Source organism: Pantoea sp. B_9 (assembly GCF_008632015.1).
Taxonomy (GTDB): Bacteria; Pseudomonadota; Gammaproteobacteria; order Enterobacterales; family Enterobacteriaceae; genus Pantoea; species Pantoea dispersa.
In genome coordinates this window covers 419001-445345 of sequence record NZ_VWVL01000002.1, presented here as the reverse complement: position 1 = coordinate 445345, position 26345 = coordinate 419001, and the positions used below count along the sequence as shown (strand labels likewise).

26 protein-coding genes are annotated in these 26345 nt (G+C 60.7%); 20 read left to right on the top strand and 6 right to left on the bottom strand.

The features are described from left to right. The first annotated feature begins 8 nt into the window (after positions 1-8). Genes F3I21_RS08890 through mlaA form a run of 8 tightly spaced genes read left to right on the top strand, consistent with a single transcriptional unit; the run spans position 9 to position 6436 of the window. A complete protein-coding gene (locus tag F3I21_RS08890) occupies positions 9-749 on the top strand; it encodes a heme ABC transporter permease (RefSeq protein WP_058769875.1) in 741 nt (246 codons plus the stop codon). Then, positions 746-979 (top strand): heme exporter protein CcmD, encoded by a 234-nt coding sequence (gene ccmD / locus F3I21_RS08885; protein ID WP_031280028.1) that lies wholly within the window; start codon positions 746-748, stop codon positions 977-979. Before F3I21_RS08890 ends, ccmD begins: the two co-directional genes overlap by 4 nt. Next, entirely contained in the window at positions 976-1461 is a 486-nt protein-coding gene (gene ccmE / locus F3I21_RS08880) for a cytochrome c maturation protein CcmE (RefSeq protein ID WP_021509145.1), read from the top strand. Before ccmD ends, ccmE begins: the two co-directional genes overlap by 4 nt. Next, on the top strand, positions 1458-3416 hold the full coding sequence (locus F3I21_RS08875; protein ID WP_058769877.1) for a heme lyase CcmF/NrfE family subunit: 1959 nt from the start codon (positions 1458-1460) through the stop codon (positions 3414-3416). Before ccmE ends, F3I21_RS08875 begins: the two co-directional genes overlap by 4 nt. Further along, positions 3413-3970, top strand: coding sequence for a DsbE family thiol:disulfide interchange protein (locus F3I21_RS08870; protein WP_010617464.1), 558 nt, complete (start codon positions 3413-3415; stop codon positions 3968-3970). Before F3I21_RS08875 ends, F3I21_RS08870 begins: the two co-directional genes overlap by 4 nt. Then, the gene (locus tag F3I21_RS08865) at positions 3967-4422 is read left to right on the top strand and encodes a cytochrome c-type biogenesis protein (RefSeq protein WP_021509148.1); all 456 of its coding nucleotides are present in this window, start codon (positions 3967-3969) and stop codon (positions 4420-4422) included. The genes F3I21_RS08870 and F3I21_RS08865 overlap by 4 nt, the downstream gene beginning before the upstream one ends. Continuing rightward, positions 4422-5633 carry a c-type cytochrome biogenesis protein CcmI gene (ccmI, locus tag F3I21_RS08860; protein WP_150058712.1) on the top strand — a complete coding sequence of 404 codons (1212 nt, stop codon included), beginning with the start codon at positions 4422-4424 and terminating at the stop codon, positions 5631-5633. The genes F3I21_RS08865 and ccmI overlap by 1 nt, the downstream gene beginning before the upstream one ends. 35 nt (positions 5634-5668) lie before the next feature. After that, on the top strand, positions 5669-6436 hold the full coding sequence (gene mlaA / locus F3I21_RS08855) for a phospholipid-binding lipoprotein MlaA (protein ID WP_021509150.1): 768 nt from the start codon (positions 5669-5671) through the stop codon (positions 6434-6436). Between the two features lie 71 nt (positions 6437-6507). Here mlaA and fadL read toward each other — a convergent pair whose 3' ends face one another. Beyond that, complete coding sequence (gene fadL / locus F3I21_RS08850; protein WP_021509151.1) at positions 6508-7791, bottom strand: long-chain fatty acid transporter FadL; 1284 nt, start codon at positions 7789-7791, stop codon at positions 6508-6510. Between the two features lie 358 nt (positions 7792-8149). Between fadL and F3I21_RS08845 the strand changes: the two genes are divergently transcribed. The 4 genes from F3I21_RS08845 to sixA all read left to right on the top strand — a co-directional run bounded on the left by F3I21_RS08845 (position 8150) and on the right by sixA (position 12732). Next, positions 8150-8446 (top strand): YfcZ/YiiS family protein, encoded by a 297-nt coding sequence (locus F3I21_RS08845; RefSeq protein WP_185749257.1) that lies wholly within the window; start codon positions 8150-8152, stop codon positions 8444-8446. A 168-nt stretch (positions 8447-8614) separates the two neighbouring features. Beyond that, positions 8615-9925: an acetyl-CoA C-acyltransferase FadI gene (gene fadI / locus F3I21_RS08840; protein WP_150058711.1), complete on the top strand. Its 1311-nt coding sequence runs from the start codon at positions 8615-8617 to the stop codon at positions 9923-9925. Further along, positions 9925-12054, top strand: a complete 2130-nt coding sequence (gene fadJ, locus F3I21_RS08835) for a fatty acid oxidation complex subunit alpha FadJ (protein ID WP_150058710.1) — start codon at positions 9925-9927, stop codon at positions 12052-12054. Before fadI ends, fadJ begins: the two co-directional genes overlap by 1 nt. Before the next feature lie 195 nt (positions 12055-12249). Then, positions 12250-12732 (top strand): phosphohistidine phosphatase SixA, encoded by a 483-nt coding sequence (gene sixA, locus F3I21_RS08830; RefSeq protein WP_021509155.1) that lies wholly within the window; start codon positions 12250-12252, stop codon positions 12730-12732. Between the two features lie 168 nt (positions 12733-12900). On the opposite strand, the gene smrB is transcribed toward sixA, so the two are convergent. Then, positions 12901-13449 (bottom strand): endonuclease SmrB, encoded by a 549-nt coding sequence (gene smrB / locus F3I21_RS08825; RefSeq protein WP_150058709.1) that lies wholly within the window; start codon positions 13447-13449, stop codon positions 12901-12903. Between the two features lie 153 nt (positions 13450-13602). Between smrB and prmB the strand changes: the two genes are divergently transcribed. The 6 genes from prmB to F3I21_RS08795 all read left to right on the top strand — a co-directional run bounded on the left by prmB (position 13603) and on the right by F3I21_RS08795 (position 18234). Further along, positions 13603-14535, top strand: a complete 933-nt coding sequence (gene prmB / locus F3I21_RS08820) for a 50S ribosomal protein L3 N(5)-glutamine methyltransferase (RefSeq protein ID WP_150058708.1) — start codon at positions 13603-13605, stop codon at positions 14533-14535. Positions 14536-14581: 46 nt separating this feature from the next. Next, positions 14582-15667, top strand: coding sequence for a chorismate synthase (gene aroC, locus F3I21_RS08815; RefSeq protein ID WP_058758410.1), 1086 nt, complete (start codon positions 14582-14584; stop codon positions 15665-15667). A gap of 5 nt (positions 15668-15672) precedes the next feature. Continuing rightward, on the top strand, positions 15673-16500 hold the full coding sequence (gene mepA / locus F3I21_RS08810; protein WP_168715081.1) for a penicillin-insensitive murein endopeptidase: 828 nt from the start codon (positions 15673-15675) through the stop codon (positions 16498-16500). Between the two features lie 9 nt (positions 16501-16509). After that, positions 16510-17307 carry a sulfite exporter TauE/SafE family protein gene (locus F3I21_RS08805; protein ID WP_058758411.1) on the top strand — a complete coding sequence of 266 codons (798 nt, stop codon included), beginning with the start codon at positions 16510-16512 and terminating at the stop codon, positions 17305-17307. A 66-nt stretch (positions 17308-17373) separates the two neighbouring features. Further along, on the top strand, positions 17374-17919 hold the full coding sequence (locus tag F3I21_RS08800; protein ID WP_021509161.1) for an elongation factor P hydroxylase: 546 nt from the start codon (positions 17374-17376) through the stop codon (positions 17917-17919). A 33-nt stretch (positions 17920-17952) separates the two neighbouring features. After that, positions 17953-18234, top strand: coding sequence for a YfcL family protein (locus F3I21_RS08795; protein ID WP_010617478.1), 282 nt, complete (start codon positions 17953-17955; stop codon positions 18232-18234). Positions 18235-18263: 29 nt separating this feature from the next. On the opposite strand, the gene mnmC is transcribed toward F3I21_RS08795, so the two are convergent. Next, positions 18264-20276, bottom strand: a complete 2013-nt coding sequence (gene mnmC, locus F3I21_RS08790) for a bifunctional tRNA (5-methylaminomethyl-2-thiouridine)(34)-methyltransferase MnmD/FAD-dependent 5-carboxymethylaminomethyl-2-thiouridine(34) oxidoreductase MnmC (RefSeq protein WP_150058707.1) — start codon at positions 20274-20276, stop codon at positions 18264-18266. A 155-nt stretch (positions 20277-20431) separates the two neighbouring features. Between mnmC and fabB the strand changes: the two genes are divergently transcribed. Continuing rightward, complete coding sequence (fabB, locus tag F3I21_RS08785) at positions 20432-21652, top strand: beta-ketoacyl-ACP synthase I (protein WP_021509164.1); 1221 nt, start codon at positions 20432-20434, stop codon at positions 21650-21652. 62 nt (positions 21653-21714) lie between these two features. Here the strand turns inward: fabB and F3I21_RS08780 are convergent, their stop codons facing one another. Beyond that, entirely contained in the window at positions 21715-23133 is a 1419-nt protein-coding gene (locus tag F3I21_RS08780; RefSeq protein WP_150058706.1) for a PLP-dependent aminotransferase family protein, read from the bottom strand. 86 nt (positions 23134-23219) lie between these two features. Between F3I21_RS08780 and F3I21_RS08775 the strand changes: the two genes are divergently transcribed. Then, complete coding sequence (locus F3I21_RS08775; protein WP_058758415.1) at positions 23220-23663, top strand: rhodanese-like domain-containing protein; 444 nt, start codon at positions 23220-23222, stop codon at positions 23661-23663. 14 nt (positions 23664-23677) lie between these two features. Here the strand turns inward: F3I21_RS08775 and flk are convergent, their stop codons facing one another. Further along, positions 23678-24709, bottom strand: coding sequence for a flagella biosynthesis regulator Flk (flk, locus tag F3I21_RS08770; protein WP_150058705.1), 1032 nt, complete (start codon positions 24707-24709; stop codon positions 23678-23680). A gap of 118 nt (positions 24710-24827) precedes the next feature. Next, complete coding sequence (locus F3I21_RS08765) at positions 24828-26336, bottom strand: tripartite tricarboxylate transporter permease (protein WP_150058704.1); 1509 nt, start codon at positions 26334-26336, stop codon at positions 24828-24830. Positions 26337-26345: the final 9 nt, after the last annotated feature.

Genomic DNA, 26345 nt, shown 5'->3' with positions numbered 1-26345 from the left:
CAATGTCAATGTGGAAATGGTTACACCAGTGGGCAAAGCCTGAGCGGCTTTACCAGCTATGCGGTCGCTTGATTCCCTGGTTCGCAATCCTGGGCGTCGGTGCGTTGCTGCTCGGCTGGATTTGGGGATTCGGCTTTGCGCCGGCGGATTATCAGCAGGGCAACAGCTTCCGCATCATGTACATTCACGTGCCGGCGGCGATGTGGTCGATGGGCGTCTATGCCTCGATGGCCATCGCCGCCTTCATCGGCCTGGTGTGGCAGATGAAAATGGCCGATCTGGCGGCTGCCGCGATGGCGCCGATTGGTGCGGTGTTTACCTTTATCGCACTGGTGACCGGCTCGGCGTGGGGCAAGCCGATGTGGGGCACCTGGTGGATTTGGGACGCGCGTCTGACTTCTGAACTGGTGCTGCTGTTCCTCTATATGGGCGTGATTGCGCTCTATCACTCTTTCGACGATCGCCGCACCGCCGGACGCGCGGCCGGCATCCTGATTCTGGTCGGCGTAGTTAACCTGCCGATTATTCACTTCTCTGTGCAGTGGTGGAACACGCTGCATCAGGGCTCGTCGGGCATTCTGCAACAGGCGATCGATCCCAGCATGCGCACGCCGCTGCGCTGGTCGATTCTCGGCTATCTGCTGGTGTTTGGTGCGCTCACCCTGATGCGTCTGCGCAACCTGATTCTGTTTACCGAGCGTCACCGCCCGTGGGCGATTGACGTGGCGCAGGGAGGACGCAAAGCATGACGCCTGCCTTCTCATCGTGGAGCGAGTTTTTCGCCATGGGCGGCTATGCCTTTTACGTCTGGCTGGCCGTGTGTTTTACGCTGATTCCGCTGATCGGTCTGGTGCTGCACACCGTGTTGTTCCGTCGCCGCCTGCTGGCAGAGATTCGCCAGCGTCAGTCCCGCGAGCGCCGCATCCGCGCGGCAAAAGCTAAACAAGCTGCCAGTGAAGCAGCAGGAGAGTCCGTGTGAATATCCGTCGTCGTAACCGCCTGTATGTGGTGGTGGCGGTGCTGGTGGGCTTAGGCCTTGCCACGTCGCTGGTGATGTACGCGCTGCGTTCCAACATCGACCTGTTCTACACCCCGAGTGAAATTCTGTACGGCAAAGGTGAGGATCACCAGAAGCCAGAGGCCGGTCAGCGCCTGCGCGTCGGCGGCATGGTGATGCCCGGTAGCGTCAAACGCGATCCGAAAACGCTGGCGGTGTCGTTCAAACTGTATGATGCCAACGGCGTGGTCAGCGTCAGCTACGAAGGCATTCTGCCGGATCTGTTCCGCGAAGGGCAGGGCGTGGTGGCGCAGGGCGTGCTGGAAGACGGCAATCTGGTCAACGCCAAAGAGGTGCTGGCGAAGCACGATGAGAAGTACACGCCGCCGGAAATTCAGGACGCAATGAAGAAGAATCATAACGGACCGGCAGCGGCCTATCAGCAGGCGGGTACACAATCATGATGCCGGAAATTGGCAGTTTTCTGCTGTGTCTGGCGCTGGGCTTAGCGCTGTTATTGAGTATTTATCCGCTGTGGGGCGCGGCGCGTCAGGATGGCCGGCTGATGGCGCTGGCGCGTCCGCTCACCTGGGGCATGTTCCTGTGCATCGCCGCCGCGTTCCTCGTGCTGGTGCACGCGTTTGTGGTCAACGATTTTACCGTCGGCTACGTTGCCACTAACTCCAATTCGCTGCTGCCGGTGTATTACCGCATCGCCGCCACCTGGGGCGCGCATGAAGGATCGCTGCTGCTGTGGGTGCTGCTGCTCAGCACCTGGACATTAGCGGTGGCGATTTTCAGCCGCGGCATGCCGCAGGATGCGCTGGCGCGCGTGCTGGCGGTGATGGGGATGATCAACCTCGGCTTCCTGTTGTTCATCATCCTCACCTCGAATCCGTTTACCCGCACGCTGCCGAACTTCCCGATTGATGGGCGCGACCTCAACCCGATGCTGCAGGATATCGGGCTGATCTTCCATCCGCCGCTGCTCTATATGGGCTATGTTGGCTTCTCGGTGGCGTTTGCCTTTGCCATTGCGTCGCTGATGGCTGGCCGGCTGGATACCGCCTGGGCGCGCTGGTCACGTCCGTGGACCACCGCGGCATGGGTATTTCTGACTATTGGTATCGTGCTCGGTTCCGCGTGGGCGTATTACGAACTCGGCTGGGGCGGCTGGTGGTTCTGGGATCCGGTCGAAAACGCGTCCTTTATGCCATGGCTGGCCGGTACTGCGCTGATGCACTCATTGGCGGTGACAGAAAAACGCGGCAGCTTTAAGTCATGGACGGTGCTGCTGGCGATTACCGCGTTCTCATTAAGCCTGCTGGGCACCTTCCTGGTGCGTTCCGGCGTGCTGGTGTCGGTGCACTCGTTCGCCTCCGATCCGGCGCGCGGTATGTTTATCCTCGCCTTCCTGGTGATTGTCATCGGCAGTTCGCTGCTGCTGTACGCTCTGAAAGGGGGCCAGGTGCGCAGCCGCGTGCAGAGCGAAGCCTGGTCGCGCGAATCCTTTCTGCTCGGCAACAACGTGCTGCTGATTGCCGCAATGCTGGTGGTGCTGCTCGGTACGCTGCTGCCGCTGGTGCATAAACAGCTCGGGCTGGGCAGCATTTCGGTTGGCGAGCCGTTCTTCAATACCATGTTCACCTGGCTGATGGCGCCGTTCGCGCTGATGCTCGGCATCGGGCCGCTGGTGCGCTGGCGCCGCGATGAGCCGCAAAAGCTGTGGAAGCGGCTCGGCGTGGGTCTGCTGGTGACGCTTATCCTGTCGATCGTGCTGCCGTGGCTGTTGCAGGATCGCATCGAAGCGATGACGGTGATTGGCCTGCTGATGGCCATCTGGGTGATCCTGCTGACGCTGATGGAGCTGCACGAACGCGCTACCCACCGGCACCGTTTCCTGGCGGGATTGCGCCATCTGTCGCGCAGCCACTGGGGCATGGTGCTGGGTCATCTTGGCGTGGCGGTGACGGTGGTGGGCATTGCCTTCAGCACCCAATACAGCGTTGAGCGTGACGTGCGCATGAAGGCCGGCGACAGCGTGGATATCCACAACTATCACTTTATTTTCCGCGATGTGCACAATCTGCAGGGCCCCAACTACAGCGGCGGCGTGGCGATTATCGATGTCACACGCAACGGTAAGCCAGAAGCGGTGCTGCATGCAGAGAAGCGCTTCTATACCGCAGCGCGCACCATGATGACGGAAGCGGCGATCAGCGGTGGCTTCACGCGCGATCTCTACGCGGCGCTGGGCGAAGAGCTGGATGACGGTTCCTGGGCGGTGCGTATTTATTACAAACCCTTTGTGCGCTGGATCTGGTTCGGCGGCGTGTTTATGGCGGTGGGCGGCCTGCTGTGCCTGCTCGATCCGCGCTATCGCTCGCGCAAAAAAGCGCAGCGCGAGGAACTGGCATGAATAAAAAGATCCTGTTTATTCCTTTAGTCCTGTTTCTGCTGCTGGCGGCGGCGCTGCTGTGGCAGCTGACGCGCAACGCCAGCGGTGACGATCCTACGCGCCTCGAATCGGCGCTGATCGGTAAACCGGTGCCGGTGTTTAAACTCGAAGCGCTGGATCAGCCGGGCAAAATCTATAACCAGCAGGTGCTGACCGATGGCAAACCGCTGCTGCTGAACGTCTGGGCCACCTGGTGCCCGACCTGCCGCGCCGAACATCAATATCTCAACACGCTGGCGGAGCAGGGCATCCGCGTGGTTGGCCTCAACTACAAAGACGACCGCAGCAAAGCCGTCACCTGGCTTAACACGCTCGGCAATCCGTATGCGCTGAGCCTGTATGACGGCGACGGCATGCTCGGTCTGGATCTCGGCGTCTACGGCGCGCCGGAGACCTTCCTGATTGATGGCCACGGCATTATCCGCTACCGCCACGCCGGCGACATGAACGACCGGGTGTGGAATGAAGAGGTGAAGCCGCTGTGGCAGAAATACAGCAAGGAGGCGGGCGTATGAAACAGCTGCTTATGTTGCTCGCGGGTCTGCTGCTGAGCACCAGCCTGTGGGCCGCGATCGATACTTATCAGTTCGATTCGGTCCAGCAGGAGGAGCAGTATCGCGAGCTCACCGCATCGCTGCGCTGCCCGAAGTGCCAGAACAACAGTATTGCCGACTCCAACGCGATGATTGCCGCCGACATGCGGCTGAAAGTGTATGAGCTGATGAAGCAGGGCCAGAGCCGCCAGCAGATCATTGATTACATGGTGGCGCGTTATGGCAACTTCGTCACTTATGAACCGCCGGTGACGCCGTCGACGCTGATTCTGTGGGTTGGGCCGGCGCTGTTTGTGGTGCTCGGCGGGCTGATTATTATTCTGCGCAGCCGACGCGGCAACGCGCGCAGCGAGCTGGATGACGATGAACAACAGCGCCTTGCGGCGATTCTGAAGCGTGACGGGAAGCCGTAATGACTGGATTCTGGATTACCCTGATTATTTTACTGGCGGCGGCGACGGCGCTGTTTGTCGGTGCCGGCTGGCGGCAGCGTCAGGCCAGCAGCGGCGATCGCGATCGCCTGAACACCGATTTTTATCAGCAGCGCCTGCGCGAGCTGGAGCATGATGAAGCCGAGGGCGTGGTCAGTGAACGTCCGGAGATGGTGCGCGAACTGCAGCAAACGCTGCTGACCGACGTGCCGGGCGACACGGCGGCACGCGCGCATCACAGCAGCCGCTGGGTACTGCTGCCGGGCGTGATCGTCCTGGTGCTGGTGTCGGTGGGCGTTTATCTGAAAACCGGTGGCCTCGCCCAGCTGGCGGGCTGGCAGAGCGTGCAGCAGGAGTACCCGGCGCTGCGCGCGCGGGTGATGGATCCCAATGCGCAGCCGCTGACCATGGAAGAGCTGGCGCGTCTGCAGCTCGGCCTGCGCACCTCTCTGCAAAACGATCCGCAAAACCTCAATGACTGGGCGATGCTGGGCCGCCTCGGCATGGTGCTGAACAACGCCACCGATGCCAGCCAGGCCTTTGAGCACGCTTTGCAGCTGGCGCCGGACAACCTTGAACTGCAGCAGGATTATGCCGAAGTGCTGACGCGCTCCAGCGATCCGCAGGATAACCGCCAGGCCAATATGCTGCTGAAAGACCTGCTGAAGCGCGACCACAGCAACGTGCGCACCCTCAGTCTGCTGGCGTTCAATGCCTTTGAACAGCAACAGTATGGCGAAGCGATTGGCGCTTGGCAGGTGATGCTGAAGCTGCTGCCGGCCGGCGATCGACGCATTACCATGATAGAGCGCAGCATTGAACAAGCGAAAACCGACGCGGGACAGCAAAATAGCCAGCTGGCATTGACGGTGAGCTTAACGCCAGAGGCAGAAAAAATGTTACCGCCGGGCGGAGTGTTGTATATTTCTGTGTCTGACGGTGTTTCACCGGTGCCTGTGGCTGTAAAGCGTTTACCGCTCAGCCACTTCCCGCTATCGCTTACGCTGGATGACAGCAACGCCATGATGCCGGATCGCCTGCTTTCGGCGCAGCATCAGGTGCAGGTCAGGGTGCGCATTTCGCGCGATGGTAGTGCTAATCCGCAGTCCGGCGACTGGTTTGGTTTAAGCGCGGTCACCCCCTGGGATGGTCACCAGCCGATGGCTGTTGAGGTCAATCAGCAGCAGCCCTGAAGCGATACACCTTTTATCTGCACAGGGAGAGAAGAATGAATAATCGCCTGACCGGCCTGGCGCTGGCCAGTTTACTGCTGGTGGGATGTGCCAGTTCCAAACCGGCCGACGAGACGACGCCTGCGCAGCGCAGCGATCCGCTCGAAGGGTTCAACCGCACGATGTTTAACTTCAACTACAACGTGCTGGATCCCTATGTGGTGCGCCCGGTGGCGGTTGCCTGGCGTGATTACGTGCCGGTGCCGGCCCGTACCGGGCTGAGCAACTTTCTCGGTAACCTTGATGAACCGGCCAGCATGGTGAACTCGATTCTGGTCGGCGAGCCGCGTCAGGCGGGCATTCACTTTACCCGTTTCTTCCTGAATACCGTGCTCGGCCTTGGCGGTTTCATCGACGTCGCCGGTAAAGCCAATCCCCAGCTGGCGCGTGAAGTGCCGCACCACTTTGGCAGCACGCTGGGCCGTTATGGCGTTGGCTACGGTCCGTACGTGGTGCTGCCAGGTTACGGCAGCTTTACCGTGCGTCAGGATGGCGGCGACTACGTCGATACGCTTTATCCGGTGCTGAGCTGGCTTACCTGGCCGATGTCGATCGGTAAATGGACGCTGGAAGGGGTGGAAACGCGCGCGCAGCTGCTTGATTCCGACGGCCTGCTCAGACAGCAGCAGGATCCGTACGCCTTTATCCGCAACGCCTATTTCCAGCGTAACGATTTCCTCGCCAGCGGCGGCAAGCTGAAGCCGGAGGAGAATCCGAACGCCAGCGCGATTCAGGACGATTTAAAAGATATCGACTCTCAATAAATGACAACGGCGACCAACAGGTCGCCGTTTTGTTTTCAGCTGGCGACCCGCATGGGCCGCTGCACTGATTATCAGAACTTGTAGTTAAAGTTAGCGCCGTACAGCCAGGCCTTACCTTCGGAATTAAAGGTATAAGGACCTTCTTTCACCGTCACGTGCTGACCGTGCATATAGGAAACCCCGACATCAACCGACGCGTCCGGCGTGAAGGCGTAAGATGCACCGGCGCTCAGCCACAGGCGATCCTGATCCGGAATCGAGATGGAACGTTTATCCGCCGGCACCGGGCTGTCATCAAACGCGATACCGGTACGGAACGTCCAGTTATCGTCGTAGTTGTAAGTGGTACCTAACGCGATGCGATATGCATCACGGTAGCCTTCATCTTTATAGAACAGCGTCTGGCCGTTGCTGCCGGTGGCTTTCAGCTCCTGGAACTGGCTCCAGCTGGTATAAGCGAGGCTGTAGTGCACCGCCCACTGTGGCGCCACTTTATGCCAGCCGGACACTTCCCACATTTCCGGCAGGTTCAGCGTCAGCGAACCCGGAATGGTGGCGCCGCTGGTGCCATACGGCAGACCCAGCGCAATCGCCTGCGGCGTGCCGTTAAAGGCGCGCGGGATATTGCTCTTATAGTCGCCGTCGAAGTCGATCTTCACTTTGGAACGATAGGTGAAGCCGAAGCGGTTGTTTTTATCCACTTCATACAGGATACCGGCGTTCCAGCCGTAGCCCCATTCGTCACCTTTCAGGTGCGCGACCTGGGTATCGGCCGGCAGACCGGCGCGGGCACCGGCTTCACCGGCGTAGCGCTCAATTTTCGCTTTGGCGTACACCGCGTCAAAGCCGACGCCGAAGCTGAAGTTATCATTTAACCGATAAGCGGTGCTGAGGTTGAAGTTGCCGGTCATCAGATCGGTTTTGCCACCGAAGCCGCCCGCGGTGTAGCCATTATTAAATTCGGTGGCCAGACCGTAGTTCGAGGTGGCCGAGGCGCCAATCCACCACTGATCGTTAATCGGATGCACATAATGGATGTTCGGGATCCACTGGTTTGGCGCAATATTGCTGGCGTTGAGGCTGTTGCCGGTCGGGCTGTTACCGCTGATATCTACTTCCGGGTCGATATACACGGCACCGATGGAGAAAGAAGGGCGGTCCATCAGGGCCATGGTGGCTGGGTTACGGCTGGCAGAGGCGGCGGTATCACCCATGGCGCCTTCACCGGAATAGGCGCGGCCCAGGCCGATTGCTGAGAATTCGTTAAGTTGAAAGCCTGCGGCGTAGACGTGAGAAGAGACGAGCGCCACTGCAGCTGCCACAGCTGACTTTGCAAACAGGTTCTTATGGTTCATGACCACAACCTCATCTAAATTATTATTAAACGTAGTTACGTCGCGTAACAAAGGACGGCGGATTGTAGGGACTGACGATACAGACACATATCAGACCAGTGCGACGAGTATAGGTCCGACCTGTGTATTTGTTGCAATATTGTTTTTAAAATATTTCTGCTTTGATCGATAAAATCAGATCTGCTTAACAAAATCCTTGCGGTTCTGCTCCAGCATAGCGAGTCAAATTTGTTTTGGATCAAATTTTAGTGTGATATTCGTCACTTAGCGGGCGGAAGATAGCCGCGACGTGGCATCCGGCGTACACTTTGCAGCAGAAAATGATCCGATAGTGTTGATTTATCGTCAGGAGAAAAACATGACTGATGCCATTAGAAACTGTAGTGCGAACGAAACGGCAGCCTGCTGCTGCGTTGACGTGGGCACCGTGATGGACAATACCGATTGCAGCGCCAGCTGGTCAGGCGTGTTCGCTGACCGTCAGGCGGCAGAAGCAATGCTGGCCGAGCTGAGCGCCAAAGCGCGCCAGGTCGAGTCCGATCCGTGCGAGATTCATTCGCGCTTTACCAACGAAGCAGACGGCGTGCGCCTGGACGTCGATTTCACCTTTGCCTGCCAGGCCGAAACCCTGATTTTCCAACTCGGCTTACGTTAATCCCGCCGCTGCCGACCCGCTTTTTCGGCAGCGTTGCCTCTTTTTCGTGTTACTCCTCGCACTTTTTTTCTTCTGTTATTGGCGACTTAGCAACACCTGGTTAACACTGATGATCAGGTCAGACCTGTTGGGCAATGATGCTCAGGTCGTAAATTACAGGTGAGTGCAATGAGCAAAGCGCAGCCGCTGCTGACGCGTCAGGGCGAACGTATCGCCATTACCCACGGATTACGCACCCCGTTTGCCCGCCAGGCAAGCGACTTTCACGGCATTCCGGCGCTGGAGCTGGGGCGCATGGTGGTCAGCGAGTTAATGGCGCGCAGCGAATTGCCGGTGGAGGTGATCGATCAGCTGGTGTTCGGCCAGGTGGTGCAGATGCCGGAAGCCCCCAATATCGCGCGTGAAATCGTGCTGAGCAGCGGGCTGAGCGTGCACACCGATGCCTACAGCGTGAGCCGCGCCTGCGCCACCAGCTTTCAGGCGGTGGCCAACGTGGCGGAAAGCCTGATGGCCGGGAGCATCGATGCAGGTATTGCCGGTGGCGCTGACTCCTCCTCAGTGCTGCCGATTGGCGTCAGCAAAACGCTGGCGCGCGCGCTGGTTGATCTCAACAAAGCCCGCACCCTGAGCAAAAAATTACACATCTTACGCCGCCTGCGCCCACGCGATCTGTTGCCGGTGCCGCCGGCCGTGGCGGAATACTCCACCGGTTTACGCATGGGCGACACCGCCGAGCAGATGGCCAAAACGCACGGTATTACGCGTGAGCAGCAGGACGCGCTGGCGCTGCGCTCGCACCAGCGTGCGGCACAGGCCTGGCAATCCGGCGTGCTGGCGCAGGAAGTGATGCCGGCGTTTGTGCCGCCGTGGAAAGCACCGATTGAGCAGGACAACAATATTCGCTTTAACGCCAGCGCGGCGGATTATGCAAAGCTGCGTCCGGCGTTTGAACGTCGCCACGGCTCGGTTACCGCGGCCAACAGCACGCCGCTGACCGATGGCGCGGCGGCGCTGATTCTGATGCGCGAAGGGCGCGCGCGTGAGCTGGGCATTACACCGCTCGGTTACCTGCGCAGCTATGCGTTTGCCGCGATTGATGTCTGGCAGGACATGTTGCTCGGACCGGCTTACGCATCACCGCTGGCGCTGGATCGCGCCGGCATTACCCTCGGCGATCTGACGCTGATCGACATGCATGAAGCCTTTGCCGCGCAGACGCTGGCCAACCTCAGGCTGTTTAACGATGAACGCTTTGCGCGCGAGGTGCTGAAGCGCGATCGCGCGCTGGGCGAAGTCGACGAGACGCGTTTCAACGTGCTGGGCGGTTCCATCGCCTACGGTCATCCGTTCGCCGCCACCGGCGCGCGCATGATCACGCAAACGCTGCATGAGCTGCGGCGGCGCGGCGGCGGCTTAGGGCTGGTAACCGCCTGTGCCGCTGGCGGATTAGGCAGCGCGATGGTTCTGGAGGCCGAATAATGAGCGAATCTGCATTCCATTTACAGATGCGTCCGGATCACGTTGCGGTGATCACCATTGATGTGCCGGGCGAAAAGATGAACACCCTGAAAGCGGAGTTTGTGCCGCAAATCCGCGCGGTGCTGGCAGAGGCGCGCAGCGATGCGCAGCTGGCGGGCATCGTGCTGATTTCGGGCAAACGCGACAACTTCGTCGCCGGTGCGGACATCAGCATGATCGCCAGTTGTGAAACGGCGCAGCAGGCTGAAGCGCTGGCGCGGCAGGGACAGGAAGTGATGGCGGAGATCGCCGCGCTGCCGTTCCCGGTGGTCGCCGCCATTCACGGAGCCTGTCTTGGCGGCGGGCTGGAGCTGGCGCTGGCCTGCGATGCGCGCATCTGCTCGCTGGATGAGAAAACCCGTCTCGGCCTGCCGGAGGTGCAGCTCGGCCTGCTGCCCGGTTCCGGCGGCACCCAGCGGTTGCCGCGTCTGATAGGTGTGCAGCAGGCGCTGCCGCTGATCCTCAGCGGCAAACAGTTGCGCGCTAAGCAGGCGCTAAAGCTTGGCCTGGTGGATGATGCCGTACCGCAGGCGATTCTGCTGGCAACCGCCGTGGCACGTGTACATAAAGGAAAGCACGCCGCACGCAGCCTGTCGCGCCGCGATCGCCTGCTGCAGGGGCCGCTGGCGCGTCCGCTGCTGTTTACGCTGGCCAAACGCCAGACCGATGGTAAAACCCACGGTAACTATCCGGCCACCGACCGCATTTTGCAGGTGGTGCGCATCGGGCTGGAGCAGGGCAGCGCCGCCGGTCACGCCGCGGAAGCGCGTGCGTTTGGCGAGCTGGCGATGACCGCGCAGTCGGCCGCACTGCGCAGCCTGTTTTTTGCTTCCACCGCCCTGAAGAAAGAGCCGATGGCGGATGCGCCGCCGCGCCCGCTGCAGCAGATTGGCGTGCTGGGCGGCGGGCTGATGGGCGGCGGGATTGCCAGCGTCACCGCGCTGAAAGCCGGTCTGCCGGTGCGAATCCGCGATATCAACCTTAACGGCGTTAACCACGCGCTGCAGTACAGCTGGGATTTGCTGAGCAAAAAGGTCAAACGGCGCCAGCTCAAGCCGGCGGAACGCCAGCAGCAGATGGGGCGCATCAGCGGCGGCACCGATTATCAGGGCTTCCGCCAGCGCGATCTGGTGATCGAAGCGGTGTTTGAGGATCTGGCGCTGAAGCAGCAAATGGTGACCGAGATTGAAGAACACTGTCAGCTGCACACCATCTTTGCGTCTAACACCTCTTCGCTGCCGATTGCGCAGATCGCCGCCGGCGCGCAGCGCCCGGAGAATGTTATCGGCCTGCACTTCTTCAGTCCGGTAGACAAGATGCCGCTGGTCGAGGTGATTCCGCATAGCGGCACTTCAGCACAGACGCTGGCCACCACGGTGGATCTGGCGCGTCGTCAGGGTAAAACCGCCGTGGTGGTGGCTGACCGTCCCGGCTTTTATGTTAACCGCATTCTCGCGCCCTATATAAATGAAGCCATGCGCTGTCTGCTGGAGGGCGAGCCCATTGAACACATTGATAGCGCACTGGTGAAGTTTGGTTTTCCGGTCGGCCCGCTGCAGCTGCTGGATGAAGTCGGTATTGATGTCGGCAGCAAAATCAGCCCGATTCTCGAACAGGCCTACGGTTCACGCTTCAGCGCGCCGCAGGCGGTGAGCGCTATCCTGGCCGACGATCGCAAAGGGCGCAAAAACCAGAAAGGTTTTTATGATTATCAGCGCACGCGCTGGCCGCGCAAACGTCAGGCCGATGCCAGTCTGTACCGCCTGCTGCAGTTAAAACCCCAGGCGAAACAGAGCGAGCAGCAGATCGCCACGCGCTGTGTGATGCTGATGCTTAACGAGGCGGTACGTTGTCTCGACGAAGCGGTGATCCGCAGCGCCCGCGACGGCGATATCGCGGCAGTGTTTGGCATCGGGTTTCCGCCGTTTCTCGGCGGGCCGTTCCGCTATATTGACCAGCGTGGTGCGGGCGAGATCGTCAATACATTACGTACATTAATGCAGCAATACGGCGAGCGTTTTACGCCCTGTGACGCGTTAGTGGCAATGTCAGAAGGGAAAACGAATTTTTACACTTCTGCACATTCATGAATAGCCGCACGGATTCAGCGGGTTAGAATCGGGGCCGCGCAGTGCCTGGCGCGGCACCATTCTGAGATGTGCTTATTTAATAAACAACCGGTTGACTATACTCAAGCCATTGGGGTAAAACACAGCGTTCATTCGCAGAATGAAGCGTCTGGTGCTGTGGTACCCGGCGATATCGACAAACAACAGCGGTGCTTTATGCAAGTTTTTATCATGCGTCACGGCGACGCAGCTCTGGAAGCAGCGAGTGATGCGGTTCGTCCTCTCACCCTGTGTGGCTGCGACGAATCACGTCAGATGGCGAGCTGGCTGAATGGTCAGACGCCGGGAATCGATAAGGTGCTGGTCAGCCCTTATCTGCGCGCCGGGCAAACGCTCGCCACGGTACGTGAAGCGCTGAAGCTGCCGGAAGGGCAGGAAGTGCTGCCAGAACTGACGCCAGGCGGCGATCCGGGCATGGTCGCCTGTCATTTACAGGCGCTGGCGGTGCAGGGTGCGCACGCGGTGCTGGTGATTTCGCATCTGCCGCTGGTCGGCTATCTGGTTTCCGAACTCTGCCCGCAGGAAGCGCCACCGATGTTCGCCACCTCCGCCATTGCCTGCGTGGAGTTTGATGCCGACGCCTGTGAAGGCAAGCTGGCGTGGCAGGTGAGTCCGGCCAAATTAGCCAAAGCCATGTAATTCCCCGTCATACTTCAGGCTGCAGCTGCGTTGGCTGCGTCAATTCACCCCAGTCACTTATTCACATAAGCTCCTGGGGATTCATTTCCTTGCCGTCTTGCTGCAACCTGAATTATTTTGGGGAATAATAGAGATCACTTTATTTCCCACTCGCTGTCCCTTTGCCGGTCAGGGTAACTCCGGTGGCTGCCACTCTTCGACTTCAATCAATACCAGCAGCGCGGCGTCGCCGCCAAACAGTTTGGGTGCCTGGTGAAACGCCATCACGTGTGGATGCTGTGCCAGCCACAGCGGGGTTTGCTGCTTGAGAATGTGCTTGCCGTGGCCGGTCATCACGCTGGCACAAAAAATATGCTCGCGGCGGCAGGCGGCAATCAGCGCGCCGAGTTCCTGTTTCGCCTGAAGCTGGGTTAACCCGTGCAGATCGAGAAAAATCTCTGGCGTGTAATCGCCACGCCGTAATTTTTTCAGCTCGTAATGGCTGACGTCGGCGCGTACATAGCGCGTCGGCCCGTCGCTGGAGAGCAGGGGCTGAAACTCGTCGGAGAAATAATGGCTGTTATCGGCCTGCTCAGACAGCAGCCGCTTCAGCGGCACTTCACGGTTTTTCACTGCCGATTTGTGCACGATCGTATCCTGTTTCAGCTGGCGCGTACCGCTCATTAGCTGGCGGAACAGCGCCTGGTCGTCCTGGCTTAGCGGCGTCTTTTTACTCATGTCTCAGTGAATCATCAGAAATGGCGGGTGTCTGGCCGTTACCTTACCGCTAAGCGTCAACAAATGTCAGCTTTTTCACCTCGCTGCGCTGAATTCTGCCCGGCTTCATGGCACACTATCGGCCGATTGATTTTATGGCCTGCGGAGGGCTACGTGGACAAGATTTTCGTCGATGAGGCAGTGAACGAACTGCACACCATTCAGGATATGCTGCGCTGGGCAGTAAGCCGCTTTTCGGCGGCGGGCATCTGGTACGGCCACGGCACGGACAATCCCTGGGACGAAGCGGTCCAACTGGTGCTGCCGACGCTGTGGCTGCCGCTGGATATTCCGGAAGACATGCGCCACGCGCGCCTGACCGCCAGCGAACGTCACCGCATCGTGGAACGCGTAATCCGTCGCGTTAACGAGCGCATTCCGGTGGCCTATCTCACCAACAAAGCCTGGTTCTGCGGCCATGAATTCTTCGTCGATGAGCGCGTGCTGGTGCCGCGTTCACCGATTGGCGAGCTGATCGAAAACCGCTTTGCCGGCCTGATCAACGAAACGCCACGCCATATTCTCGACATGTGCACCGGCAGCGGCTGCATCGCCATCGCCTGTGCGTACGCCTTCCCGGAAGCGGAAGTGGATGCTGTCGATATCTCCACCGACGCGCTGGCCGTGGCTGAACAGAATATCGAAGAGCACGGTCTGCTGCATCACGTCACGCCGATTCGCGCCGACCTGTTCCGCAATCTGCCGCAGGTTAAATATGACCTGATCGTCACCAATCCACCGTACGTCGATGCCGAAGACATGGACGACCTGCCGAACGAATATCGCCACGAGCCGGAACTCGGCCTGGCCGCGGGCAGCGACGGCCTGAAGCTGGTGCGCCGCATCCTGGCCTGCGCGCCGGACTACCTCAGCGAGCAGGGCGTGCTGATTTGCGAAGTCGGTAACAGCATGGTGCACATGATGGAGCAGTATCCGGACGTGCCTTTTACCTGGCTGGAGTTTGATAACGGCGGTGACGGCGTGTTCATGCTGACGCGCGATCAAATCGTCGCGGCGCAGTCGCACTTCTCATTCTATAAAGACTAAAAATCGGGGCGAGCGCTCGCCCGCAACATCGCAACAAGGAACCCCCATGGCCGGAAACAGCATCGGACAACTTTTTCGCGTTACCACCTTTGGCGAGTCGCACGGTATTGCGCTTGGCTGCATTGTTGATGGTGTGCCGCCCGGCATCCCGCTGACCGAAGCCGATATTCAGCACGATCTCGATCGTCGTCGTCCCGGCACTTCGCGCTATACCACTCAGCGCCGCGAGCCGGATCAGGTGAAGATTTTGTCCGGCGTGTTTGAAGGCGTCACCACCGGCACCTCCATCGGTCTGCTGATTGAAAACACCGACCAGCGTTCGCAGGATTATAGCGCGATTAAAGATCTGTTCCGTCCCGGCCATGCGGATTACACCTACGAACAGAAATATGGCCTGCGCGACTATCGCGGCGGCGGCCGATCCTCGGCCCGCGAAACCGCCATGCGCGTGGCGGCCGGTGCCATTGCTAAAAAGTATCTGCAGATGAAGCACGGCATCGTGGTGCGCGGCTATCTGGCACAGATTGGCGACATCGCCTGCGAACTGAAAGACTGGAGTATCGTGGAAGATAACCCGTTTTTCTGCCCCGATGCCGACCAACTCGATGCGCTGGACGAACTGATGCGCGCGCTGAAAAAAGAGGGCGACTCCATCGGTGCCAAAGTCACGGTGATGGCCGAAAACGTGCCGCCGGGCCTCGGTGAGCCAGTGTTCGATCGCCTTGACGCCGATCTGGCGCACGCGCTGATGAGCATCAACGCGGTGAAAGGCGTGGAGATCGGTGATGGTTTTGCGGTGATCAACCAGCGCGGCAGTCAGCACCGTGATGAAATCCGCAGCAACGGGTTTCAAAGCAACCATGCCGGCGGCATTCTCGGCGGGATCAGCAGCGGCCAGACCATCAGCGCCAACCTGGCGATGAAACCCACTTCCAGCATCACCGTGCCGGGCAACACCATCACCCGCGACGGCGCGGAAGTGGAGATGATCACCAAAGGCCGTCACGATCCCTGTGTCGGCATCCGCGCGGTACCGATCGCGGAAGCGATGATGGCGATTGTGCTGATGGATCACCTGCTGCGCCAGCGTGGGCAGAACGCTGACGTCAACAGCAGCGTCCCGCGCTGGTAAGCCGCATGATACGCCGCCTGCTTCTCTCCCTTGCCGCGCTGCTGTGCAGTGCGGTCAGCCTGGCTGCCACGCCATGGCAGCAAATCCATCAACCGATTGCCGGCAGCCCGCAGTCCATCGGCAGCTTTGCCAACGGCTGTATCGTCGGGGCGCAGCAGCTGCCGCTCAACTCACCTAACTATCAGGTGATGCGTCAGGATCAGCGTCGTTATTACGGCCATCCGGACCTGATCGCCTTTATCCAGCGCCTTAGCACCCAGGCGCATCAGCTGCAGCTGGGCCAGGTGCTGATTGGAGATATGGGCATGGCCGCCGGCGGACGTTTTAGCAGCGGCCACGCCAGCCATCAGACCGGTCTCGACGTGGATATCTGGCTGCAGCTGCCGCAGAGCCGCTGGACGGCACAGCAGCTGCTGAAGCCGCAGCCGCTCGATCTGGTTGGGCCGGACGACCGTCAGGTGATCGCGCGGCACTGGCAGCCGCAGATCGACAGCCTGATCAAGCTGGCGGCGAAAGATGACGACGTCACGCGCATCTTCGTCAATCCGGCGATTAAAAAGCAGCTTTGTGCCGATGCCGGTAGCGATCGTGCGTGGCTCCACAAAGTGCGGCCGTGGTTCGCCCACCGGGCACACATGCACGTGCGCCTGCGCTGCCCGCCGGGCAGCCTAGAGTGTGAAGATCAGGCGCCACCGCCGCCGGGCGATGGCTGCGGCGCAGAGCTGGAGAGCTGGTTCCTGCCGAAGAAGCCGGGCACTACGCCGCCGGTGAAGAAGTCGCCGCCGCCGTTGCCGCCTTCCTGCCAGGCATTACTTGATAAGCATCTACTGTAGGAACCTGAGATGGATCTGTTTGTTGTCAGTCCGGTGGTGCTTGGCGTGCTGTTTCTGGTCGCGGTGCTGGCGGCCTTTATTGATTCCATCGCCGGCGGTGGCGGTCTGCTGACCGTGCCGTCGCTGCTGGCGGCCGGTCTTTCGCCGGCGCAGGCGCTGGCGACCAACAAGCTGCAGTCGGTCGGCGGTTCTTTCTCGGCCAGCCTCTATTTTGTGCGGCGCGGCGCGGTGAAACTGCGCGAGCAGCGGCTGAATATCGCCATGACCTTTCTCGGCGCGATTGGCGGAACGTTGCTGATTCAGCATATTCAGGCTGAGATACTGCGCCAGATACTGCCGCTGCTGCTGATCAGCATCGGGCTGTGGTTTCTGCTAATGCCGCGTCTTGGCGAGGCCGATCGCGAGCAGCGTCTGCACGGCCTGGCGTTTGCGCTGGTGGGCGGCGGCTGCGTCGGCTTTTACGATGGCTTCTTCGGCCCGGGTGCCGGCTCGTTCTATGCGCTGGCCTTCGTCACGCTTTGCGGCTTCAATCTGGCGAAAGCCACCGCCCACGCCAAAATCCTAAATTTCACCTCTAACTTCGCCAGTCTGCTGTTCTTTATGTTCGGCGGCAAGGTGGTGTGGGGCACCGGCGTGATTATGCTGCTGGGGGCGTTTATTGGCGCACGCCTCGGCGCCAGGCTGGTGCTGAGCCGTGGTCAGAAGCTGATTCGCCCGATGGTGGTGACGGTGTCTGCCGTGATGAGCGCTAAGCTGTTGTGGGACAGCCACGGCAGTGTCATTCTCGCCTGGTTTGCCGCACTGTAATCCGCACTCGTCAAAACCGGCCGCCAGTGCGACAATGGCGGCGGTTTGTTTAAAGATTAAAATATTATGAGTAAAGAGCACCATTATCAGCAGCTGGTGGAGATTTTTGACGGCTGCTTTGCTGACGATTTTCAGACGCGTCTAATTAAAGGCGATGATGAACCTATTTATCTTCCAGCGGATGACACCTCACCGTGGCACCGCGTGGTGTTTGCCCATGGCTTTTACGCCAGCGCGCTGCACGAAATTTCGCACTGGTGTATTGCCGGTGAAGCGCGGCGCAAGCTGGTGGATTTTGGTTACTGGTACTGCCCGGACGGGCGCGATGCGCAAACGCAGGGCCAGTTTGAAGCGGTGGAGATTAAGCCGCAGGCGCTGGAGTGGCTGTTCTGTGTGGCAGCCGGCTTTCCCTTCAACGTCAGCTGTGACAATCTCGACGGCGATTGTGAACCGGATCGCATCGCGTTTCAGCGCAAGGTGCATGCGCAGGTGATGCATTATCTGCAGCACGGCATTCCGGCGCGTCCGGCGCGCTTTATTGATGCGTTAGCCAGCTATTATGGTACGCCTGCACTGACGGCGGCACAGTTTCCGTGGCCGGAAGATCTGTGAGCCGCACTCCGATAAATGAAGGATGATGAGAAGATGATCGTAGAATTCGAGTCCCGCATTCTGGCGCTGATTGACGATATGGTCGAACACGCCAGCGACGACGAACTGTTTGCCAGCGGTTATCTGCGTGGCCATCTGACGCTGGCAGTAGCGGAAATTGAGCAGAGCGGCGAACACACGCCGGAAGCGCTGCAAATTCAGGTCACCAACAGCCTGCAAAACGCCATCGCCGCCGGTGAACTGTCGCCGCGCGACCAGGCGCTGGTGGTGGGCATGTGGGATAACCTGTTTACCCAGGCGCGCCTCACTGCCTGACTGGCCGGGGCGATCGCTCGCCCCGCGCTTTAGCGTCCTGCCTTTTTCCCTTTCAGCAATTTGCGCACCCAGTAACGGTTGGGATGCAGCGCCGCCAGCGTGCTGCTGTCCAGCGGTTGCGGCTCGCCGCTCATTTGCGCCGCCAGCACTTCTGCCGCCAGCGGCGCGCTGCACAGTCCGCGCGACCCCAGTGCGCCGAGCACGAACAGGCCGGGATGCACCGGCGCTTCCGCAATCTGCTCGCCGCGCGCGCGCTGCGCCGGTAAATCCGCATACTCACTGAGCGTCGCCGCGTAATCCGGGACGCTGCCGCTCATCGGCAGATGATCGCGCGTGGCGCAGCGCACGCCGCTGCGCGCTTCATCAGCGCTGACGTCAACCTGCGTCGGCCAGCTGACCTGCGGCAGACAGTTAATCAGCCGCTGACGATTCTCCTGCTGATCGTCGGCGCGGAAAGCGGTTGCCGTCTCACCGCGATGGTAGCTGGCACCGATGCAGTGCGTGGCAAAGTTCGGGCTGACCGGGGTGAGATAGCCGTCGTAACACAGCACGGTACGCAGCGGGTTCAGCGCCGCGTTGGTCGGCACATGGCTGACCTGACCGGCCACCGCATACACCGGCAAATCGCGGCTTTGCCCGATCGCCTGCAGCGCATGGCCGTTGGCCAGCACCACCTGCTGATGATTTACCGCAGGCTGTTGGGCGAACTGCAGCGTCCAGCCTGCCTGCTGGCGGACCAGCTGCGTCACGCGATGCAGCCAGTGCATGCGCAGCCCCTGAGTCTGGGCATACTCCAGCAGATTGCTGGTGAGCTGTGACGGCGACAGCCAGCCGCCCTGCGGATAGAAAATGCCGCCGCAGTCGAGATCGACGCCGGCCAGCTGCGGCGCCTGCTGCGGGCTGACGCCGTGCGCCAGCTCGTGCGGCAGATCCATGCTCAGCATCTGCGCGATCTTCTCTGCGCTTTTGGCATCCCAGCCGAGCTGCAGCACGCCGCTCCACTGATGTTCGAACATCACCGGCAGCGCATCGTACAGGCGGCGGGCAAAGCTGAATGCCGCCGGGAAAAACGTGGCGAGCGCCGGATCGTGCTGGTTAAGCAGCGGATAGAGCGCGCCCTGACGGTTACCCGATGCGCCGAGCGCCGGGGCGGCATCGGCGCAGTACAGCGTAACCTGCCAGCCACGCCGCAGCAGCGCCAGCGCCAGCACCGCGCTGGCCACGCCGCCGCCAATCAGCGCCACCTCGCGGCTGGTGGCCTGCGGACGCGCATACCACGGCTGAGCCGGTAGCTGCCCGGGGGCGCTGTCCAGCACGCCGGTCAGCATTTCACGCTTGTGGCCGAAGCCTTTACGCTTCGCCACGCTGAACCCGGCCTGCTGTAAGCCCCGCCGCACAAAGCCCGCCGAGGTAAAGGTGGCGAAGGTGCCGCCGGGACGCGCCAGCCGCGCCATGGCGGCGAACAGCGAAGGCGTCCACATCTCCGGGTTTTTCGCCGGCGCGAAGCCATCTAAAAACCACGCGTCAACCTGGCCGTTGAGGCTGTCATCAAAAGTATCAATCAGCGCGTTAATATCACCCAGCCACAGATCCAGCGTCACCTCGCCGCCATTGAACAGCAGGCGCTGACAGCCGGGCAGGGCCAGCGGCCACTGCTGCTGTAGCTGTCCGGCCCACGGGGCCAGTTCCGGCCAGTGCGCGTGCGCGCTCACCAGATCGGCGTGGGTCAGCGGGTATTTTTCGCAGCTGATGAAGTGCAGGCGGCGCAAGCCGGCTTGCGGATGGGCGGCGCGGAAGCGATCGAACGCCTGCCACAGGGTAAGAAAGTTGAGTCCGGTGCCAAAACCGCTCTCGGCAACGATGAACAGATCGCGCGGATGTGCGGCAAATCGCTGCGGAAGATGGTTACCGTCGAGGAACACATAGCGCGTCTCCTCCAGTCCGTTGTCGTTGGAGAAATAGACGTCGTCGAACGCTCGGGAAACAGGTGTACCCTGATCGTTCCAGTTTAATTGCGCGTGTTCAACCGGGGATAACTTCACGGGAAAGGCTCATTTTTCAGGCAGTGGCGCGATTTTAGCGAGTGGCGTCACATGACGCAAATTTACAAAAGGAAATGGCTGATCGGACTTGTTCGGCGTACAACTGTAAGCTAGAGTGCACGTCAATCCAAAAGAAGTGGAATGAGGACTATTGAATGAAACGTGCAGTGATTACTGGCCTGGGTATCGTTTCCAGTATTGGTAATAACCAGCAGGAAGTGCTGGCTTCCCTGCGTGAAGGCCGTTCCGGAATCACTTTCTCCGAAGAGATGAAAGATGCCGGCATGCGCAGCCATGTATGGGGTAACGTCAAACTGGACACTAACGGGCTCATCGATCGCAAAATCGTGCGTTTCATGAGTGATGCCTCAATCTATGCCTATCTGTCGATGGCAGAAGCAATCAAAGATTCCGGCCTGACCGATGAGCAGTACCAGAACAACCCGCGTGTTGGTCTGATTGCCGGTTCCGGTGGCGGTTCCCCGCGTTATCAGGTGTTCGGTGCCGACGCGATGCGTGGCCCGCGCGGCCTGAAGGGCGTTGGCCCGTACGTGGTGACCAAAGCGATGGCGTCCGGCGTCTCTGCCTGCCTGGCTACGCCGTTCAAAATCCACGGCGTCAACTACTCCATCAGCTCGGCGTGCGCGACGTCAGCACACTGCATCGGCAACGCGGTGGAGCAGATTCAGCTGGGCAAACAGGATGTGGTATTTGCTGGCGGCGGCGAAGAGCTGAGCTGGGAAATGGCCTGTGAGTTCGACGCCATGGGCGCGCTTTCGACTAAATACAACGAAACCCCGGAAAAAGCGTCGCGTACTTACGATGCCAGCCGTGACGGTTTCGTGATCGCCGGCGGCGGCGGTATGGTGGTAGTGGAAGAGCTGGAGCATGCGCTGGCGCGTGGTGCCCACATCTACGCTGAGATCGTCGGCTACGGCGCAACCTCTGACGGCGCTGACATGGTGGCACCGTCAGGCGAAGGCGCGGTGCGTTGCATGAAGATGGCGATGCAGGGTCTGGATACGCCAATCGACTACCTCAACACTCACGGCACGTCAACGCCAGTCGGCGACGTGAAAGAGCTGGGCGCGATTCGCGAAGTGTTTGGCGACAACACGCCATACATCTCTGCGACCAAAGCCATGACCGGTCACTCGCTGGGTGCGGCAGGTGTGCAGGAAGCGATTTACACTCTGCTGATGCTGGAGCACAGCTTCATCGCGCCAAGCATTAACGTGGAACAGCTGGATGACGCAGCGAAGGGCATGAACATTGTGACGCAGCCAACCGAAAAAGCGCTGACCACGGTGATGTCCAATAGCTTCGGCTTCGGTGGCACCAACGCCACGCTGACCCTGCGTAAATACCAGGCGTAACGCTTACGCTAATGCTCAAAGGCCGGTTAATCCGGCCTTTGTTGTTTTTGTCGCTGACGGATTCAGGTTGCCAGCAGCCTTACCAGCTTCGCGCAGGCGCGGTCAATTTCGCCGGGCGTCAACGCGGCAAAGCCGAGTATCCAGCCCTGCTGTTTCGATGCGCCGGCGTAAAGGGGTGACAGCGGCGGCAGCAGCAGACCGTCGGCCTGCGCCAGGTGTGTGAGCCGCGCCTCATCTCCCTGTAATAACTCAACCGTCAATTGCAACCCGCCTGTTGCCGGCAGCGGCCGCAGCCACGGCTGCAGATGCTGTTCCAGCTGCGCCAGCAGCCGATCGCGCCGGCTATGATAGAGCTGACGCATCAGCCGCAGGTGGCTGGCGAAATAGCCTTGCTGGATAAATTCGGCGGTGATCGCCTGCGGCAGCAGGGCGCTGTGGCCGTCCAGTACGCTGCGCGCGCGACCCAGCGCCGTCACCAGCGCCGCGGGCACCACCATCCACGCCAGTCGCAGCGATGGAAACAGGGTTTTGGAAAAGGTCCCCAGGCTGATGACCCGGCTATCTGCTTCCATGCCCTGCAGCGCCGGCGCCGGGCGACCGTCATAGTGAAATTCACTGTCGTAGTCATCCTCGATCAGCCAGCTATCGTGCTGACGAGCCCACGCCAGCCACTGCAGCCGCCGCGCGAGGCTCATCGGTGTGCCGGTCGGATACTGGTGGCCGGGCGTCAGATACACCAGTTGCGCCCGGCCGCTGAGTGGCAGCGCGCCCTGATCGTCCAGCGGCATGGCACGGCAGCGGGCACCGGCGGCGAGAAAGGCGTTCCGTGCGCCACGGTAGCCCGGCTCCTCCAGCCACACTTCATCCTCTGCATCCAGAAACATCAGCGCCAGCAGCTGCAGCGCCTGCTGTGAACTGGTGAGCATGATGACCTGCTCAGCCGTACAGCGCACGCCGCGCGACAGCGCCAGATAATCCGCCACCGCCTGGCGCAGCGGCGCATAACCGAGCGGATCGCCATAGCCCATCACCTGACTGCCCAGCGCGCGCTGTACGCTGTGGCTCAGCCGCTGCCACTGGCGGTGCGGAAACGCGCGCAGTTCCGGTGATCCGGCGGCAAAGGCAAGGGGAAAAGGGGGATCCTGGCAGCCACCGGTCGCCAGCACCTGCGTGCCGCGCTGCGAAAAGCGCGGTGCGCGCTGCGCTGTCGCCTTTTCCGCCGGTGGTGGCAGGGCGATAGCGACGAAGGTGCCGCGTCCGCTGTGCCGCTGCACATAGCCTTCGCTCTCCAGCTGGCTGTAAGCGGCTTCGACCGTCACGCGTGACAGCGCCAGATCGGCAGCCAGCTGGCGGCTGGAGGGCAGCTTCTGCCCGAAGCGCAAATGGCCGCTGATAATGGCCTGGCGCAGCGTAGCGCACAGCCGCTGACGTAAGCCGCCCTGCGTCTGATGGCGAAACAGCGGCAAAAAGGCATGGTGCATAATGGTCTTATCGCTACGGTCAAAGTGGTATCAGGATGCAGACCACTTTGCCGTACACTGCAGGGACATCACAACAGGAGAATGCCATGTCAGCCGTTTTGTTTTATCCGCCCGCCAGCCCGCAGCACAGCGTGGCTTATTTGCAGCACAAACTCAGCTATTACACCGATGCCTGGGATCTGGCGGCGGATTTGGCGCAGGGCGTCACGCAGATTATGGTGATTGATGCCCGCAGCCGCGACGCATATCAGGCCGGACATATCTGCGGCGCGCTATCGTTGCCGCATCGCGAGATGGATGCGGCCAGCACCGCTCGGCTCGATCGTCACCGCGTCTACGTGACTTACTGCGACGGCATTGGCTGCAACGGTTCGACCAAAGCGGCGCTAAAACTGGCTGAGCTGGGGTTTCAGGTTAAAGAGCTGATTGGCGGGCTGGATTTCTGGAAGCGCGACGGCCACCCGATGGCGTGGGGCGCGGCGGCAGGCGAGTGGCCCGCCGCTGCACCCGCGGCGGAGTGCGGCTGCTGAGTGCGATGGCTCAACTACAGCAGCAGCCAGAGCAAAAAGAAGAACAGCGCCAGTCCGAGCACCAGCGTCAGCGCCGGGCGCTGCGCCAGTGGACGCGGCAGAATGTCAACAAACGGTGCCCAGATTGGCTGCGGACGCAGCTCGCTGTCGGCCAGCGGCGTTTCGCTGTTGCGCTCGGCGCGGCGGCTGAACAGCAGCATCAGCAGATCCTGACTCTGCGCCGGCGTCAGCAACGTCTGCGGCGTGGCCTGGAAGCGCTGCAGGCTGTAATCCTCCAGCATGCGCTGCTCGTCGTGGCTCAGCGGCTGTTTGAGCGAGCTTTCCAGCAGCTGCAGCGTCGGCGCGCTGTGCTGGCTCAGCGTCTGGCGCACCTGTAAAAACTGCGTCAGCAGCGGGAAGTGGCGCGACGGAACCGGGTCGCCGCTCTTCAGATTGACCAGTTTCAGCGTGTCGGCCAGCACTTTTACCGGCGATTCCCCGGTCGCGGCGGCAAGGCGCGTGACCTGCTGGTTAAGCGCCTGCTGTTCGGCAGGCAGCAGGGTGCGATCGGTGGTGCGCGTCTGCTGCGGCTGCGGGATAGCCATCTGACCGTTCTGCAACATGGTCAGCACCTGACGCAGCTGATCCTGGCTCAGCGCGCTTAACACCGTCTGGTTAAATTGCTGACGGATAAAGTCGCTTACCGCCTGGCGATTGTTACCCTGAGGCAGCTTTTCCAGCAGCTGCTGCAACAGCTGGCGCGTGGCGTGGCTGTTCTGCACCTGCGTCAGACGGCTGTTGAGATGCTGCTCCGCCGCTGGAAAGTGGCGCGACTGCAGTTCGGCATCATTTTTCACGCCCACTTCGTGACGTATGCCAGCCCACAGTTCGGGCGCTTTCAGCGTGCTGAGTGACATGATCCGGACAATCAGGCGTTCCAGCGTGGTGCGCTGGGCCGGGGAGAGCGGCTGGTCGCCCGGTGCCGCGCCGGGGCGGCCGGTGCCGTTAGCCGGGTTAACAGAGGAACGATCGCCCGCGGGCACACCGGGACCGCTGAGAGGTTGCATGGCGGAATCCTTGTAAACGAGTCAGATCCGGGTGCGCCGGAAAAACGATGGCACATGATAGCAAAAGCCCCCGGGAAATCCACGGGGGCGGCAGGGAGAAAAACAATAAGACACGGATTTATTCGGCGGCGGCCAGCTTCATACGCTTGCGACGCCAGCGCTTCCACAGCGGCGGCACCATCAGCACGGCGACAGCCAGCACCAGCAGCACTTTACAGATCAGGCTTTCCCACAGAATTGGCAGGTTGCCGTTACTGATTGACAGCGCGCGGCGCAGGTTCTGCTCCAGCATTTCGCCCAGTACAAAGCCGAGAATCAGCGGCGACATCGGGAAATCCATCTTACGCAGGATATAGCCGAAAATACCCAGCCCGACCATCAGCAGCAGGTCAAACGTAGTGCTGTGCACCGCATACACGCCCACCGCCGAAATCGCGGCAATTGCCGGTACCAGGAACCACAGCGGAATGGTCAGCATGCGCGCAAAGATGTTGATCATCGGGATGTTCATGATCAGCAGCATCACGTTACCGATCAGCAGTGCGGCGATCAGCCCCCAGACGATGTCCGGCTGCTCGGTAAACATCGCCGGACCGGGCGTGATGTTATACAGCGTCAGCGCGCCGACCATCACCGCCGTGGTGCCGGAGCCGGGAATGCCCAGCGTTAGCATCGGGATAAACGATCCGCAGGCTGAGGCGTTGTTCGCCGCTTCCGGCGCTGCCACGCCGCGAATATCCCCCTTACCAAACTGATCGCTACCGCTGATCTTCTTCTCGGTCATATAGGCAATGGCGCTGGCGATGGTGGCGCCGGCCCCCGGCAGCACGCCGACAAAGAAGCCAATGAACGAGGAGCGCAGCGTTGCGCCGGTGGCCTGTGCGGCCTCTTTCATGTTGAACAGCATGCGGCCGCTGGCGCGCACCATCTTCTGGCCGCTGCTGGTGGATTCCAGCATCAGCAGAATTTCGCTCACTGAGAACAGGCCGATGACCACCACCACAAACTGGATGCCGTCCGAGAGATGCACGCTGTCAAAGGTAAAGCGATAAACGCCGGTATTGGCATCGACGCCCACCGTCGCCATGCCGAGGCCAATCAGCGCAGCGAGGAACGACTTCAGCGGGTTGTGGCTCATCATGCTGCCGAGACAGGCAATCGCGAACACCATCAGCGCGAAGTACTCTGCCGGACCAAACGCCAGCGACCAGTTGGCGAGGATTGGCGCAAACAGAATGATGCCGATGATGGCGATGGTTGAGCCGATGAATGAGCTGACCGCCGAGATCGACAGCGCCACGCCGGCTTTGCCCTGCTGCGCCATCGGATAGCCATCCAGCGCGGTCATGATCGCCCCGGCATCCCCCGGCACGTTAAGCAGAATCGACGAGATGCGCCCGCCATATTCGCAGCCGATGTACACCGTTGCCAGCAGGATCAGCGCGGATTCCGCCGGTAAGTGCAGCGCAAACGCCAGCGGCATCAGAATCGCGACGCCGTTAATCGGCCCAAGCCCCGGCAGCAGGCCGACGATGGTGCCGATAAAGCAGCCTATCAGGGCAATCATCAGGTTTTCCGGCGTCATGGCGACGGCGAAACCCTGCATCAGAAAAGACCAGGTATCCATAAGTGACTC